The following is a 15187-nucleotide window of genomic DNA, read 5'->3' as shown; positions in this document are numbered from 1 at the left end:
AGCGAAACAGACTGAAAGTTAACCAGTTGGTCAACTTATTCTATCGATGCATGCCAGTTTCGTGCCACAAATATCATCAGGGTATTTACCGCCCTCGCCCCCTTGAGCGCCACCGGCCTGCTATGTTGGCAAGCTATCGCCAAGCTTGGTATGCCATGATGCCCCTCAGGTGATTAAATGGCACGGGGCAAAGTCGCCAACCCGCATCAGAAGTTTTCTCTCGCAGCGCAATCGCCTGCATGAGCTCATCACACAGGGCCATCGTCATGAACAACATCGCTTCCCATCCGGCCGCCGGCTGAGTCCCGCATGTCGCTGAATAAATTCCTGACGCGGCTGATCTGGCTATGCGTCTTGCCACTGGTCCTGTTGGCCGCCTATTTGGCTTTTGTCCATGTCAATCATGTCCAGAAAGAGCTCAACGTCGATGCCCAACACCTTGCCCAGAGCCTTGCCCAGGCGGTGGACCATGACCTGAAAGCGCGCATTGATGCCCTGCATATTCTGGCTGCGTCGCCGCTCGCGGACCAGCCCTCGCAGCACAAAGCGCTTTACCAGGAGGCACTGGGCTTTCACCAGGCTTTCGGCAGCCACGTCATCCTCGCCGACCTGCAAAAACACATGCTGTTCAACACGCGCGAACCGTTCGGCACGCCTCTGCCGATGCTGCCGATGCTGCCGCAGGGCCATAGCGCGGCACTGACCGCCATGCAAACGGGCATGCCCGCCGTTGGCGATCTCTTTTTTGGCCCGAACTCCAAGGAGCCGCTGGTCGGCATCGCGGTGCCGGGCCAGCGCAAAGGCAAGATCGCCTTCCTCGTGATCACCCCTGCCGGGGCTCGCCAGTTCCAGCAGCGCCTGGAGCAGTTGGAACTGCCTGAGGAATGGTCCGTCGCCCTGTTGGACGGTGCCGGCGAGACCCTTGCCCGCCGCGGACCACCGGGGGAAAAGACGGTCCCGGCAAGCGATACCCCCGGGCGATTCGTCGTTCATTCTCAAACTTCGCCATGGTCCGTGGTGCTTGAAATTCCGCGCCATATCTATTTCGCACCGCTACTTGAGGCCGCCACCCAACTGGCGCTCGCCATTCTGGGCGCCACCCTGGCCGGGGTTCTCGGTGGCAAACTGGCCGGCCGCCGGCTCGCCAAATCAGTGACGCTGCTGGGAAACACCACAAATCCGAAGGCACCGGTCCCGTACATCACTGAAATCGCCGTCGTACGCCGCCTGTTGGACCAGTCGCTTGCGGAACGCAACCAAGCCGAAGCAGCCCGGCGCGACAGTGAGCAACGCTTTCGCGCCACCTTTGAGCAGGCGGCGGTGGGCATCTCGCTGGTCGCCCCGGCGGGGCGTTTGCTGCAGGTGAACCAAAAACTGTGCGACATCACCGGCTTCACGCAAGCCGAACTGATGGAAAAAACCTTCCAGGACATCACGCACCCGGACGACCTTCAAGCCGATCTCATCTTGGCCGAGCAGCTGTTGGCGGGTGCCTTCGAAACCTATTCGATGGAGAAGCGTTACCTGCGCCAGGACGGCACCAGCATCTGGGTTCACCTCACCGTCGCGCTGGCGCGGCACCCTGACGGCAGCCCCGACTACTTCATCTCGGTGATCGAAGACATCCAGCGTCGCAAAGAAGTAGAGGCCGCGCTCCAGAGCAAAGAGCTCGCATTGAGGGCGGCGCAGCAGATGGCGGCTCTGGGTAGCTGGAGCTGGGACCTGCGGACCGACCAACGTGTCTGGTCAGAGGAAATTTATCGCCTTTACGGCATCGACCCCAGCTTGCCGCCCCTGCCTTATTCAGCAATTCAAGCGTATTACACGCCTGACAGTTGGGCTCGCTTTGAAGAGGTTTCGGAGACGGCCCGGTCACACGGCACGCCTTACGAATGCGAGGCCGAGATGGTGCGCGCCGATGGCACTCACCGCTGGATCACCGCCCGCGGTGAAGCCACCTACGATGCCAACGGCACGGTGGTCGAACTCCACGGCATGGTGCAAGACATCACCGCGCGCAAGCAAGCGGAGGCCGCGCTGCTCAAGGCCGGCGCCTTGCAGCGCGCGATTTTTAACAGCGCCAATTTCTCCAGCATCGCCACCGACGTCCAGGGCGTGATCCAGATTTTCAACGTTGGCGCGGAACACATGCTGGGCTACGACGCTGCTGACGTGATGAACAAGATCACCCCGGCCGACATCTCTGACCCGCAAGAAGTGATTGCGCGCGCCAAGGCCCTGACCGCCGAATTGGGAACCCAAATTGAGCCGGGCTTCGAGGCCCTGGTATTCAAAGCCTCGCGCGGCATCGAGGACATCTACGAGTTGACCTACATCCGCAAGGATGGCAGCCGCTTTCCGGCAGTGGTGTCGGTCACGGCGTTGCGTGACGTTCAAAACACCATCATCGGCTACCTGCTGATCGGCACCGACAATTCCGCGCGCATACAGTCAAGCGAGAAGCTGCGGGTGAGCGACCTCGCCCTGAAGGCGATTTCGCAAGGCGTCCTCATCAGCAGTGCCGACGGGTGCATCCTCTCGGCGAATGATGCCTTTTTGTCGATCACCGGCTACAGCGCGGCAGAAGTCCTGGGCCAGACATGCAGTTTTGTGCAAGGCCCTCTCACTGATCCACGGATGCGGGCATCGATTCGCCGGGCCATGGAAAACAGGACCGAATTCACGGGCGAGATCCTTAATTACCGCAAGGATGGCACACTGTTCTGCAACGACCTGAGCATCTCACCCGTGTGCAACGAGCATGGCCGCTTGACCCACTTCATCGGCATCATCCGTGACATCACTGCGCGCAAGCAGGCGGAGGAGGCGCTGCTTGAACTCAATACCAGCCTGGAGCAGCGCGTCGCGCAGCGCACCGCCGAACTGACCACCACCCTGGAGGTCAGCACGGCATCGAAAGAACGTCTGCAAGTCGAGATTCAGGAGCACCAACGCACCGAGGCGCTGCTGCAACGCAGCCAGTTGACCTTGAATCAGGCCGCACGCATTACCCAGCTCGGCGCCTGGTCGATCGAACTGCTTGACCTGGAGAACTTCAACCATAATCCGGTCACCTGGTCCGCCGAGATGTACCGGCTGATGGATTACAGGCCGGAGGACATACCGGTCCTGACCCCGGATGTTTTTTTTGCACGGGTGCATCCGGACGACCGTCAGCGCGTCATGGACATGGCCTTGCAAGCGTTGGCCAACAAAGCCACTTGGCAAACTGAATTCCGTCTTAGATGGGCAGACGGCAGTGAGCGGCTGGTCGTGGAGACCGGGGAGTTCTCTTTTGATGAAAGCGGGACGGCGCAGTCGATGATGGGTGCCGTCAAAGACATCACAGAGCAACGGCAGATTGACGTCAAGTTACGCGATAGCGAAACGAGTTTAAAGATGGCCTTGGAGGGGGCGGGCGCTGGTTGCTGCGAGTGGAACCTCGACACCGGAGTGGATATCTGGTCGGACGAACTCTGGGCGCTTTTCGGGTTGGAATTGAACTCTGTCCCTGCGTGTTTCGAGACCTGGCGGCAGACCGTGCATCCCGATGATCTGGAACAAGCCGAGCACATCGTTAAGACGGCAATAGCCCAAAAGAAAGAATTTGAAATCGAATGGCAGGTCAAGTTACCCCCGGGCGCGGCCCCGCGCTGGCTGATGGCCCGCTCCCGCCCAGTGCCGGAAAAAGATGGCCGGGTGATCTGGTACCGCGGAATTGGCATCGATATCACCCAGCGCAAGCAGGCCGAGCTCACCCTGGATCTGTACCGTGACCATCTGGAAGAACTGGTCGCCGAACGCACGGCCGAACTTTCCGATGCCGAGGCCGAACAGAAGCGCCTCATCAACGCCCTGCGCCTGCTCAGTGACTGCAACATCGCGCTGGTCCACGCCAAGGATGAAGGCCAACTGCTCGACGAGTTGTGCCAGTTGGTAGTGGAATCTGGCAGCTACCTGATGGGGTGGGTCGGAATAGCCGAACAGAACGCTGAAAAATCAGTACGGCCGGTCGCGCAGTCCGGCTTCGAAGAGGGTTATCTGGAATGCATTCAGGTCTCATGGGACAGTGAGCAAGCCATTGGTTGCGGGCCGACGGGCACGGCCATCCGGACCGGCACTGCCCAGATCAATCAGAATTGCCTGAGCAATCCGAAAATGGCGCCCTGGCGCGAGGCCGCTCTTAACCGAGGCTACCAATCGAGCGTGGCGCTGCCGCTTATCATTGACAAGCAGGTGCTGGGGGCCTTGACCCTGTATTCAGCCGAGCCCGATGCGTTTGGCATGAATGAAGTGCAGTCGCTGGAAGAACTGGCCAACGACATGGCCTTTGGCCTGCAGTCGCTGCGCGCCCGCAGCCAACTGGCACGCTACCAGCAGCAACTGGAAAAACTGGTCAAAGAACGGACACAGGAGATCGCCGAACTCAATGCCGAACTGACCGAAAAAGTCCGGGACGCCGAGGCGGCCAGCCTGGCGAAAGGCGCCTTCCTGGCCACCATGAGCCATGAACTGCGCACACCCCTCAATGCCGTAGTCGGCCTGACAGGACTGCTGGCTGACTCACCACTGGGCCGCCGCCAACGAGATTACGCGGACAAGATTCTGTTATCGGCCCAGGCCTTGCGCGCGCTTATCGACAACATCCTGGACTTTTCCAAAATCGAGGCCGGGAAATTGCGACTGGAACAGGCGCCCTTGTCGCTGAACGCCCTCCTGCGCACCACGGCGGCGGTGGTCGGCGTTAGCCTGCGCGACAAACCCATTGAAGCCTTGTTTGAGGTGGCGCCGGACATCCCCGATGCGCTGATCGGGGATGCCTTGCGTTTGCAGCAGGTCCTGCTGAATCTGACCAGCAATGCCGTCAAATTTACCGAGACGGGCGAGATTGTGCTTTCGGTGCGCTGTCTCGCCCGCGAAGCCACACGGGTGACGCTGCAATTTACTGTCCGCGATTCGGGCATCGGCATTCCGAGCGACCAATTGGGCGTTATTTTTGAAGGGTTCACCCAAGCGGACGCGTCAACCAGCCGCCTTTATGGCGGCTCGGGCCTGGGGTTGGCCATCAGTGCCCGGCTCGCGCGTTTGATGGGTGGCCAGATCGGGGTGAACAGCGTCGTGGGGTCGGGTAGCGAGTTTCACTTCAGCGTGCCATTGGCGCTCGGGGTGAACGTGCCTGTGTCTGTCTCCAGCAATATTCCGGCCGGCCTGAGCATCCTGATCATTGATGACCATCCGCTGGCGCGGGACATTTTGACGCAGACCTGCGCCGCCTTCGACTGGCAGGCGACCGCCGTTGATTCTGGCGCCGCCGGCCTGAACGAGTTGCGGCGCAGTGTGGCTGAAGGCCGCGACTACGACCTGATGTTGCTCGACTGGCACATGCCCGGCTTGGATGGGCTGGCGATGCTCCGGCAAGCGTATGACTCACCCGATATCGGTCTGCCGCTCGTGGTCTTGATGGCCTCCATATTTGAGCTGGAGCAAGCGGTAGCGGCCAGTGATGACCTCGACCTCGATGGCATTGCGGCCAAACCGATGACACCCGCCAGCCTGCTGGAAGCCGTTACGCGGGCGTACTCAGGCGAATTGAACTCCCTCCTGCCGCCACCCGGCAAGACCGATCGGCGCCTGGCTGGTATGCGCCTGCTGGTGGCCGAGGACAACGAGCTCAACCAGGAGGTGATTGAGCAGATCCTGACCCGCGCGGGCGCCCAAGTGGTGATCGCGGCCAACGGACTCGTCGCCGTCAAGGCACTGCAGGTGCCCGGTGCGCATTTTGATGCGGTCCTGATGGACATTCAGATGCCGGTCCTGGACGGCTATAGCGCGACCCGGATCATCCGCGAGGAGCTGGGCCTACTTGATCTGCCCATCATCGCGGTGACCGCCTTTGCCCGACCCGAGGACCGTGAAAAATCCCGACTGGCGGGCATGGTGGGACACATTGTCAAACCGCTGGATGTGGAGGATTTGCTCGACCTGGTGGCCAAGGAGCGCCGGGGTCCGCTGGCGTCAGCACCCGTCAGACCCGACCCTGCCTTGCCAGCCAGGGCTCCGGCGCTCCAGCTGCCGGGGCTGGACATTGCGGCCGCCCTGAATGCCTTTGGGGGGGACGAGAAGCGGTATCGGGATATCCTGAACAAGTTCATCGTGCAACACGGCGGTGACGTCGAGCAAGCCCGTCGTCTGTTCCATGCGGCTGACCTCAAAGGCGCGCGCGATCTTATTCATGGCCTGAGTGGCGTGGCCAGCATTCTGCAGGCCACGGAACTGGCTCGCCTGGCGGCCAAAACAGAGACGACCCTGTTGGACGGCCAAGCCGCCATGATGCCGGTCTTGTTCGATGAAATGCAGACGGTCATGCGGACGCTCGGCGCATCTATCCAACGGCTGACAACGCTGTGGGCCGACGCTTAAAGCGCGATAGAAAAAACCTACAAACTTACGGGATTGACTTGCTATCGTCGATGCTTCGTACTACATTTCGGTTCAGTAGGGATTGGCCCCGTACCAGTGGGTTGAACCCGAACACACATCAACTGCTACCGGAGATTTACCATGAACATTCGTACCACTCTTGCTGTTGCCGTGATGGCTGTTACGCTGCTTACCGCGACCGGCTGTGCGGTCACCCGCGGCCAGGAAACCGTGGGCGCCTACGTTGACGACACCGCGATCACCACCTCCATCAAAGCACGCTTTGTTGACAACACCGATGTGGCCGCCAGCAGTATCCGGGTCGAAACGCTCAATGGCACCGTCTTGCTGTCCGGCTTCGCCAAAAGCAGCATGGAACGCAACACCGCCGAAAAAATTGCGCGCGACGTGAAGGGTGTGAAAGCGGTCAAGAACGAGATCGTCATCCGCCCTTGAGCCTGTATTGAGGCGCGTACTTGTGCTCTTGCGATTAGCCACATTTGAAGGAGATAGTGATGATGAAACCTCTGAATATCATTGGCCCCGTGATGGGCTTGGCGGCCGTCCTCACCTTGGGTGCGTGCGCGGACATGAACAACAACGGCAACCCGAATTACTCGGGATCGTCGTATCCGCAATCCACCAATCAAAGCGGCGCGTATGCGAGTTACGGCGTCGTGCAGGCGATTGAATTGGTCCGGGTGGACAACCGCGGCATTGGTGGTAGCGGCGTAGGCGCGGGCACCATCGCAGGCGCTGTGATCGGTGGCATCGTTGGCCACCAAGTGGGGCAGGGCCAGGGCAACACGGCCGCGACGGTGCTTGGCGCGGCAGGCGGGGCCTATGCCGGTCACGAATTGGAAAAACGCAACCAGCAAACTTCAGACGCCTACAAATTCACCATCCGCATGAACGATGGTTCCTATCAAACCTTGACGCAAACCACCAACCCCAATATTCGGGTGGGTGATCGGGTGCGGATTGAAAACGGCGTCGCGCAGCGCTACTGATTTTTCATGCCTCAGTCGCCGTCATGAAACCGGATTAAATTGCGCCCCGCCTTTTTGGCGAGGTACATGGCGGTGTCCGCCCATTTAAGAATGTCGACATGGCTCGCTTCATTGTTGATGAACAAGGCCACGCCGATACTTGCCGTGCAACGATGCTCGACGGCGGTATCGACTTTGCCGACCTGCTTGATGCTCAGCTGGTAGGGGTCGGATAGCGCAACACTTATTTTTTCAGCCACGCTCTTGGCTTGCGATATGGAATCGGTTTTGTCCGCACTTAATTTGCTGAGCATCACGACAAATTCATCGCCGCCAAAACGCGCCACGGTGTCCATCTCGCGCACACAATTTTTCAGTCGTTGCGCCACCTCGATCAGCAGCAAGTCGCCCGCTTCATGCCCATGCGTGTCGTTGAGTGATTTGAAATTATCGAGGTCCAGAAACATCAGGGCACCATAACAACCATTGCGCTTGCTGGTGATCATGGTCTGGTTCAAGCGGTCATTCAGCACACGCCGATTCGGCAGGTTGGTCAGCGCGTCATAGAACGCCAGATGCAGCACCTGGTCGGCCATTTGCATGCGTGCTTCGCTGTCTCGCAGGGCGGTTTGCGCCCGCTTGCGTTCCGCGATGTCGCGCCAGGCAACGTGGATGGCCGGTGCGCCATCGTAGTCAATTTCTTTGGCCTGGGCTTGCACCTCAATCACCGTGCCATCCAGCTTGAGAAATCTCATCTCGACCAAGGGTGCACTGACATGCTGGTGGGTCAGCAACTTCAAGCGCCCGAGCGCAACTTGGTAATCGTCCGGGTGCACCCGGTCGCGCGTCGGAGTTCCTAATAGATCCTGCGCCGTGCTGGCGCCGTACATCTGAATGGCCGCCGGATTGACATAGACAAATAGACCATCCCGCACCACATTGATTGCTTCGGGCGACCACTCCACCATGGCGCGATAGTGTTCTTCGCCCTTCCTCAGCGCCTGCTCCATGCGCTTGAGTTCGGTGATGTCCACAAACGTGATCACGGCCCCTTCGATGACTTTTTCCAGCGTGCGGTAGGGCCGGATGCGCGCTTCAAACCATAAACCGGCCGCCGTCTGCACTTGCACGTTCCGGGGTGTCTGTGTGTCCAGCACGGCCTGCACGTCAACCACCAGGTGGTCGCTGCCCATCAGATTGGTGACGATGTCATCCAGGGTCCGCCCGACGTCGCTCGGAATCAGGTTGATCAGCTGGGACGCGGTGGCAGTGAAGCGCAGGATGCGCATGTGCGGGTCGACAAAGATGGCGCCGATGCCGGCGTCCTCCAGCAGGTGGTTCAGGTCGTTGTTGAGGCGTGACAGGTCCGCCATCCGGGTTTGCAGCGCTTGCGCCAGGTTGTCCGTTGGTTCCAACGAGGGGGACTCGGTCTTGGTCACGCGTTGGCGGGCAGTCATAGATCCTATCGGCGCCGGGCTGACGCACTTCATCGTTCAGATTATGCCGTCCAAGTGTGACCGATGCAGCTCACTGTCGCGCCTGTGCCAACGCGACATACCAGTCCAGGCAACCCGGGTTGGCCATGGCATCGCGGTTGAGCACCTTTTCCAGCGGCTGGCCCAGCAGCAGCTTCTTGATCGGCAGTTCCTGTTTTTTGCCCGACAGGGTGCGCGGAATCTCCGCCACCTGAAAAATCTCGTTCGGCACAAAGCGCGGCGACAGCGCGGTTTTGATCGCCTCGTTAAGGTTGCGGCGCACGGTGTCATCCAGCGTCAGACCGTCGCGCAGCACCACAAACAGCGGCATATAGCTCTCGCGCCCGAGGTATTCGAGATCAACCACCAGCGAGTCCAGTACCTCGGGCAAGGCTTCGACCGCGCTGTAGAGCTCGCTGGTGCCCATGCGCAGGCCGTGCCGGTTGATGGTGGCGTCACTGCGGCCATAGATGATGCAGCCGCCGTTCGCCCCGATCTTGAGCCAGTCGCCATGGCGCCAGACGCCAGGGTAGGTGTCGAAGTAGCTGGCCAGGTAACGCTGGTTGCCCGCGTCGCCCCAAAAATACAAGGGCATGCTGGGGATCGGCTGGGTGCAGACCAACTCGCCCACTTCGTCCAGCACCGGCTGGCCCTGCTCGTTCCAGGCCTCGACGGCGCAACCCAGCAAGCGGCACTGCATCTCGCCCGGCACCTGGGGCAACTCGCGGTTGCCGCCGAGGAAGGCGCCACAGAAGTCGGTGCCGCCGGAAATGTTGCACCACCAGATGTCGCCCCCACGCTCGCCCACGTTTTGCAGTTTTCGAAACTGATCAGTACCCCAGGCCTGCGCCTCGGCGCTCAGCGGCGAGCCGGTGCTGCCGAGCGCCCGGACGTGGGACAGGTCGCCACAGGCGCCCAAGTCGACACCGGCCTTCTGGCAGTTGGCATAAAAGGCGGCACCGGCGCCAAAAAAGGTGACGTCCAGTTCGGCGGCAAAACGCCACAGCGTGGTCCAGTCGGGCGCCACCTTGTGGCCGGCGGCGTCGACCGTGCGGCCACCCGGGTTGCCGTCAAAAAGACAGCAGGTGGTGCCGCTGAGCAGGCCGCTGAGCTGCGCGTTCCACATCACCCAGCCGGTGGAGCTGTACCAGTGGAAGCGCTCGCCCAGCGAGTTGGGGTCGTAGCTGCAGCCGACATCGTTGTGCAAACCTTTCAGTGCCAGCGCTACCAGCACCATGCCGCCGTGGCCGTGCACGATCGGCTTGGGCAAGCCGGTGGTGCCGCTGGAATACACAATCCACAGCGGATGGTCAAACGGCAGCCAGAGCGGCTGAAATGCCTCAGTTTGTGCATCATTCCGGGCTGTAGCCCCCATGAAACTTGCGCAGTCAGCTACTTTTTTTATAGCATCTGTCGACAACCCCAGGTTCTCAAACAGAACCACATGCTGCACCGAGGGCAGTGCCGCACACAGCTCGGCCACCACACCGGTGCGGTCAAAGTCGCGTCCGCCGTAGGTCACGCCATCGCAGGCAATCAGCACTTTGGGGCCGATTTGCTGAAAGCGGTCGAGCACGGCATGGGTGCCCATGTCGGGGGCGCAGATGCTCCACACGCCGCCGATGCTGACCGTGGCCAGAAACGCCACCATGGCTTCGGGAATATTGGGCAGGTAGGCGGCGACGCGATCGCCCGGCTGCACGCCGTGCGCCTGCAGGTGCAGGGCCAGCGCGGCCACCTGGCGGCGCAGTTCGGGCCAGCTCAACTGCCGGGCCGGGGCCTGCCCCAGGCTTTTTTCGTTGTGGCTGAGGATGGCAGCGACGCCGGCGGCATCGGCCGCCGCCACATGCCGGAACACCTGCTGCGCGTAGTTGAACTGGGCACCGACAAACCACTGGGTGCGCGGCATGGGCGCGCCGTCACACACGACGCGATGGGGGGTGGGCGATTGCAGATCAAAGTAGTCCCAGATGCTTTGCCAGAACGCCTCCAGTTCGGTGGTGGACCAGCGCCACAGCGCGTCATACGATTCGAACGACAGGCCGCGTTGCGCCTTTAGCCAGTTTTGGTAGAGGCGGATCTGGGGCACATGGGGCGGCGGGGTGAGTTGGGTCATGGCACAAGGCTAGCCTGAGCGAGCCCGCGCAGGCTAGCACCTGCGCGTCACCTGGACGCCTCAAAGCATCGGGGTTTTCCCGCAGCCGGGTGGCGGTCGTTGCCGCACCAGGGCCGCAGCCTGGCGGGGTCGAGCGTCGGCTTTGCTATACAAACCGTAGCTGGTGACGCCCCTTTGACAAGTGCCGGTCCTGCCATTGTTTATAGTTGCCGCTACCTATATTTTGGAGATTTGATGCGCATCTGGAAAAAACCCATCTCGGTGGCCGAGCTCACCGCCATCAGCGTTAACACGGCGACGGCGCACTTGGGCATTGAGTTTCTGGAGGTGGGGGACGACTTCATCCGGGCCCGCGTGCCGGTCGACTCGCGCACCCAGCAGCCTTATGGCTTGCTGCATGGGGGCGTGAGCGTGGTGCTGGCCGAAACCCTGGGCTCGTGTGGCGCCGCCTATGCCGCGCCGGAAGGGCATCGCGCCGTCGGGCTGGACATCAATGCCAACCACATCAAAGGCACCACCAGTGGCTGGGTCACCGGCATCGCCCGCCCGGTGCACATTGGCCGCACCACGCAGGTCTGGCAGATTGATCTGCGCAACGATGCCGGCGAGTTGACCTGCGCCTCGCGCATCACGATGGCGGTGTTGGCGCCGCGTTAACCGGCGGGTTCAAGCCAAATCGACCGCAATCCCCCGTCAAATAAGCGCAAGCAGCTATTTATTCAATAGCACTCAGGTGGCATCGGCTTGCGCCAGCTTGGCGCTCTTCCAGTAGACGTCGTCGCCCACCGTGCCGTCGGTGCGATGGCGGTTCAGCACGCGGGCCAGCACAAACATCAAGTCAGAAAGCCGGTTCAGGTACTGGCGTGGTGTGTCTTTCAAGGCCTCATGGCCTTCCAGCGCCACCACGGCGCGCTCGGCGCGGCGGGCCACGGTGCGGCAGACATGAGACAAGGCGGCGGCGCGGCTACCGGCAGGCAGGATGAACTCCTGCAGCCGTGGCAGAGCCTCGTTGTGTTGGGCCAGTGCGGCGTCCAACGCCAGCACGGCTTCCGGCTTGAGCAGCTCAAAACCGGGGATCGACAGCTCGCCGCCCAGGTTGAACAGCTGGTGCTGAATTTCAACCAAAAGTGAGCGCACACTCTCCGGCATATCTTCACATAGCAGCACACCGATATTGGAATTGAGCTCATCCACGTCGCCCATGGCGTGCACGCGCAGGCTGTTTTTGGAGACGCGGGTGTTGTCGCCCAAGCCGGTGGTGCCGTTGTCGCCGGTGCGGGTGGCGATTTGTGTCAGTCGTTGTCCCATGATGAATCTCCTTAATCGCGACTATTGTCACGCCAATCAGAGCACCCCGCCGGTCTTCCTGTTTTTGACCTGCACGATCTCGGCCATGATCGACACCGCAATTTCGGCCGGCGTTTGAGCCCCCAGCGCCAGCCCCACCGGTCCGTGCAAACGCGCCAACGCGGGCGCACTCAAATCAAAGTGTTCGCCCAGGCGCTGCTTGCGCGCTTCCTGGTTGCGCCGCGAGCCCAAGGCACCGACATAAAAGGCGCTGGATTGCAGCGCTTCGATCAACGCCATGTCGTCCAGCTTGGGGTCGTGCGTCAGGGCCACGATGGCCGTGTGGGCATCCGGCACCAGGTCGCGCACCACATCGTCCGGCATGCCGTCCATGCGCTGGATGCCCGGCACACCGGCCACCAGGGTGGCGGCATATTCTTCGCGCGGATCGCACACCCGCACCTCAAAATCAAGCATCAGCGCCATCTGCGCCACCGCCTGCGACAACTGGCCGGCGCCGATCAGCAGCAGACGCCATTGGGGGCCAAACACGGTGGTCAGCGTGGCGCCGTCAAACTGCAGGGCCTGGCCGCGCACTGCGCTGCCGAGCACCACCGCGCCCGTGGCCAGCGTCAGCGTGCGTGCCACCAGCTGGTGCTCGGCGGTGCGCGCCAGCAGTTGCGCGATCCAGGTGGCGTCCAACACAGGCTCCTGCACCAGGCGCAAGGTGCCGCCGCAGGGCAAGCCGAAACGGGTCGCTTCTTCCTTGCTGACGCCGTAGACGATCAGGCTCGGCCGCTGGTGGTCCGGCGTCAGGTTCGGGGCGTTGAACGCGGCCTTGGTGCGGGCAATCAGATCGTCTTCGACGCAGCCGCCCGAGACCGAGCCACTCACCACGCCGTCGTCACGCACCGCCAACAGGGCGCCCGGTGGCCGCGGCGCACTGCCCCAGGTTTGCACCACGGTCACCAGCGTGACGGCATGTCCGGCCGTGCGCCAGGCCAGGGCGTCGCCCAGAACTCTCAGATCAAGACTTTCCATCAAGCTACCTTTTTGCTGTGCGCCCGGTTGCGCAGCGTGAAGAATCCCCGGTACAAAGCCACGCTCACGACCATGCCCCAGGTCATGCCGACAAACATGCCGCCCAGCATGCCCTCCAAATTGCGGATGCCCGCAGCGACTTGCCAGCGCGACAACCACAAGGCGCCGGCGGTCATGCCGACCAGCATCCAGCTGGAGCACATCAGGTTCTGGGCAAAGAGCGAACACAGGTAGCGGCCGCAATCGGGCCGCAGCAGGCGCAGGCTGGGGATCGCCAGCAGGCCACCGGCCAGCATGCCCGTGTGCATGCCGGGCAGGAACTGCAGGTGCAGTTGCAGGCTGTCCATGAAGCCCAGCGCGGCCGACTGCGCGCACAAACTGTCGAGTCGGGCCGGGCCCGCGTTATAAAAGTCGTACAGCAGCCCCAGCAACATGCCGCCAAACCCCAGCGACAGCATGACGTGAGGCGGTGACAGTCCGACGCGCTGCGGGCGCACCCAGGCTAGGGCGGCGCACCCCAGCGTGACCGCCACCAGCGTGAGGAGAATGACGCCGGACGGGTGGCTCGTGGCGCCGATCGCCGTTGATCGCTCGACCGACCACAGCGTCACACCCACCAGCAGCACCAGCACGGCGGGGGTCAGGACGGCGGAACCGATGCTGCGGGCCAGCCAGTGGGGAAGCGTCTTCATGAAGATAGTGTTACTCACAACAAATGAAACCGGAGGGCTAGGGAAAACCCCGTATTGGCCTTGGCCTTGTCACCTCAAAATCCAGCGTCATACGCACGAAGGCCTGGAGGATTGTTTGCTTTATCAACAAACCAGTTCAGGCACGAGACTCTAGCGGCCGTTTCAGCGGACTGCCAGACGTATGAACGAAGCGCGCCTGACATGCATGAGTGTCCGTTTTCCGGCACGAAAGCACCCCCGGCGACGCGCGTACAACTTCACGGGTAATTTTGATGAAAACTTGTCCCATCGGTTCCCCTTCCGCCGCACCGTCGAGTTCCTGGCTGTATTTGCTGGAACGCTTTGACGTCGGCGTCGTCAATCTGGACCTGGAACTGCGGGTGATGGGCATGAACGACTATGCGCGGCGCAGCTTGCCGCTGCAGGACAAGATGCCCTTTGGCAAGATCGTGACCTCGTTTCACCCCGAGGCGGCGAAAGCCAAAGTCAAGTTCCTGTTGGGTCAGGCCGAATGCCCGGTGAACAACGCGCCGCCGATGGCGATGATGATCAATATTCCGGATCGAGTGCTGCTGATCAAAGTGTCCAAGATAGGCGATGCGCAAGGCGCCACCACCGGCTACACGCTGGTGTTCTATGACATCACCGAGGTGGTCAGCCATGAGGCAAAAGCGAGCCCGGCACAGGGCGCGCGCGAGGGCGGGGACAAGCGCCAACTGCGCAAGATACCGACCATCAAGCAAAACCGGGTGTTGCTGGTGGATGTGCCGAGTGTCTCCTTCATCCGCTCCGAGGGGCATTACACCTGGGTGCACACCGGGCAGGGCAGCCAGTTCTGCAATCTCAATATTGGCGACCTGGAGAGCCGGCTTGATCCGCAGCTGTTCCTGCGGGTGCACCGCAGCTACATCGTCAACCTGTCGCATGTGGATGAGATCGTGCGGCACGACGGTCGCATGACGCTGCGCATGATGGGGCCCGCGCCGGTCGAGATTCCGGTGTCGCGCGCCAGTGCGCCGTTTTTGATGGAGCAGTTGGGACTGGGCGACCCGGTGGTGCTCAAAACAGCCACCTGACCTGGGTCGGCCCCTCGCTTGCTGGGGTCTGGCCCCCGCTGGCCGCTCGTTCGTGCAGTGCTATTGCCATTCGTGCTGTGTGAACGACGGT

The 15187-nt window shown here is 61.6% G+C and carries 10 protein-coding genes; 5 read left to right on the top strand and 5 right to left on the bottom strand.

Features of this window, described 5'->3' with window-relative positions; genetic code table 11:
• Nucleotides 1–309 precede the first annotated feature (309 nt).
• The 3 genes from HHJ17_RS13370 to HHJ17_RS13360 all read left to right on the top strand — a co-directional run bounded on the left by HHJ17_RS13370 (nucleotide 310) and on the right by HHJ17_RS13360 (nucleotide 7430).
• A complete protein-coding gene (locus tag HHJ17_RS13370; protein WP_296497683.1) occupies nucleotides 310–6420 on the top strand; it encodes a PAS domain S-box protein in 6111 nt (2036 codons plus the stop codon).
• 141 nt (nucleotides 6421–6561) lie between these two features.
• Complete coding sequence (locus HHJ17_RS13365) at nucleotides 6562–6876, top strand: BON domain-containing protein (RefSeq protein ID WP_296497681.1); 315 nt, start codon at nucleotides 6562–6564, stop codon at nucleotides 6874–6876.
• 59 nt (nucleotides 6877–6935) lie between these two features.
• Nucleotides 6936–7430 (top strand): glycine zipper 2TM domain-containing protein, encoded by a 495-nt coding sequence (locus tag HHJ17_RS13360; protein WP_296506096.1) that lies wholly within the window; start codon nucleotides 6936–6938, stop codon nucleotides 7428–7430.
• 11 nt (nucleotides 7431–7441) lie between these two features.
• On the opposite strand, the gene HHJ17_RS13355 is transcribed toward HHJ17_RS13360, so the two are convergent.
• Both HHJ17_RS13355 and HHJ17_RS13350 read right to left on the bottom strand, forming a co-directional pair.
• On the bottom strand, nucleotides 7442–8866 hold the full coding sequence (locus tag HHJ17_RS13355; RefSeq protein WP_296497675.1) for a diguanylate cyclase: 1425 nt from the start codon (nucleotides 8864–8866) through the stop codon (nucleotides 7442–7444).
• A 70-nt stretch (nucleotides 8867–8936) separates the two neighbouring features.
• Nucleotides 8937–11000, bottom strand: coding sequence for an acetoacetate--CoA ligase (locus HHJ17_RS13350; RefSeq protein WP_296497672.1), 2064 nt, complete (start codon nucleotides 10998–11000; stop codon nucleotides 8937–8939).
• Between the two features lie 234 nt (nucleotides 11001–11234).
• Between HHJ17_RS13350 and HHJ17_RS13345 the strand changes: the two genes are divergently transcribed.
• Nucleotides 11235–11657 carry a hotdog fold thioesterase gene (locus HHJ17_RS13345; RefSeq protein WP_296497669.1) on the top strand — a complete coding sequence of 141 codons (423 nt, stop codon included), beginning with the start codon at nucleotides 11235–11237 and terminating at the stop codon, nucleotides 11655–11657.
• A gap of 72 nt (nucleotides 11658–11729) precedes the next feature.
• On the opposite strand, the gene HHJ17_RS13340 is transcribed toward HHJ17_RS13345, so the two are convergent.
• Genes HHJ17_RS13340 through HHJ17_RS13330 form a run of 3 tightly spaced genes read right to left on the bottom strand, consistent with a single transcriptional unit; the run spans nucleotide 11730 to nucleotide 14020 of the window.
• Nucleotides 11730–12308 carry a cob(I)yrinic acid a,c-diamide adenosyltransferase gene (locus tag HHJ17_RS13340; RefSeq protein WP_296497666.1) on the bottom strand — a complete coding sequence of 193 codons (579 nt, stop codon included), beginning with the start codon at nucleotides 12306–12308 and terminating at the stop codon, nucleotides 11730–11732.
• 36 nt (nucleotides 12309–12344) lie between these two features.
• A complete protein-coding gene (locus HHJ17_RS13335; protein ID WP_296497664.1) occupies nucleotides 12345–13328 on the bottom strand; it encodes an XdhC family protein in 984 nt (327 codons plus the stop codon).
• Nucleotides 13328–14020, bottom strand: a complete 693-nt coding sequence (locus HHJ17_RS13330; RefSeq protein WP_296497661.1) for a hypothetical protein — start codon at nucleotides 14018–14020, stop codon at nucleotides 13328–13330. The genes HHJ17_RS13335 and HHJ17_RS13330 overlap by 1 nt, the downstream gene beginning before the upstream one ends.
• Before the next feature lie 272 nt (nucleotides 14021–14292).
• Here HHJ17_RS13330 and HHJ17_RS13325 point away from each other — a divergent pair, with 272 nt between their 5' ends.
• Entirely contained in the window at nucleotides 14293–15096 is an 804-nt protein-coding gene (locus HHJ17_RS13325; RefSeq protein ID WP_296497658.1) for a LytTR family DNA-binding domain-containing protein, read from the top strand.
• Nucleotides 15097–15187 lie beyond the last annotated feature (91 nt).

Origin of the sequence: Rhodoferax sp. (assembly GCF_012927445.1) — a bacterium.
GTDB lineage: Bacteria > Pseudomonadota > Gammaproteobacteria > Burkholderiales > Burkholderiaceae_C > Rhodoferax.
This window is presented reverse-complemented; position numbering and strand designations above follow the sequence as displayed.

Bases quoted from the DNA above. Each gene is read 5' to 3' on its own strand.
- HHJ17_RS13330 (WP_296497661.1), bottom strand. From the start codon at position 14,020: ATGAAGACGCTTCCCCACTGGCTGGCCCGCAGCATCGGTTCCGCCGTC.
- HHJ17_RS13335 (WP_296497664.1), bottom strand. From the start codon at position 13,328: ATGGAAAGTCTTGATCTGAGAGTTCTGGGCGACGCCCTGGCCTGGCGC.
- HHJ17_RS13360 (WP_296506096.1), top strand. From the start codon at position 6,936: ATGATGAAACCTCTGAATATCATTGGCCCCGTGATGGGCTTGGCGGCC.
- HHJ17_RS13350 (WP_296497672.1), bottom strand. From the start codon at position 11,000: ATGACCCAACTCACCCCGCCGCCCCATGTGCCCCAGATCCGCCTCTAC.
- HHJ17_RS13345 (WP_296497669.1), top strand. From the start codon at position 11,235: ATGCGCATCTGGAAAAAACCCATCTCGGTGGCCGAGCTCACCGCCATC.
- HHJ17_RS13370 (WP_296497683.1), top strand. From the start codon at position 310: ATGTCGCTGAATAAATTCCTGACGCGGCTGATCTGGCTATGCGTCTTG.
- HHJ17_RS13340 (WP_296497666.1), bottom strand. From the start codon at position 12,308: ATGGGACAACGACTGACACAAATCGCCACCCGCACCGGCGACAACGGC.
- HHJ17_RS13355 (WP_296497675.1), bottom strand. From the start codon at position 8,866: ATGACTGCCCGCCAACGCGTGACCAAGACCGAGTCCCCCTCGTTGGAA.
- HHJ17_RS13365 (WP_296497681.1), top strand. From the start codon at position 6,562: ATGAACATTCGTACCACTCTTGCTGTTGCCGTGATGGCTGTTACGCTG.
- HHJ17_RS13325 (WP_296497658.1), top strand. From the start codon at position 14,293: ATGAAAACTTGTCCCATCGGTTCCCCTTCCGCCGCACCGTCGAGTTCC.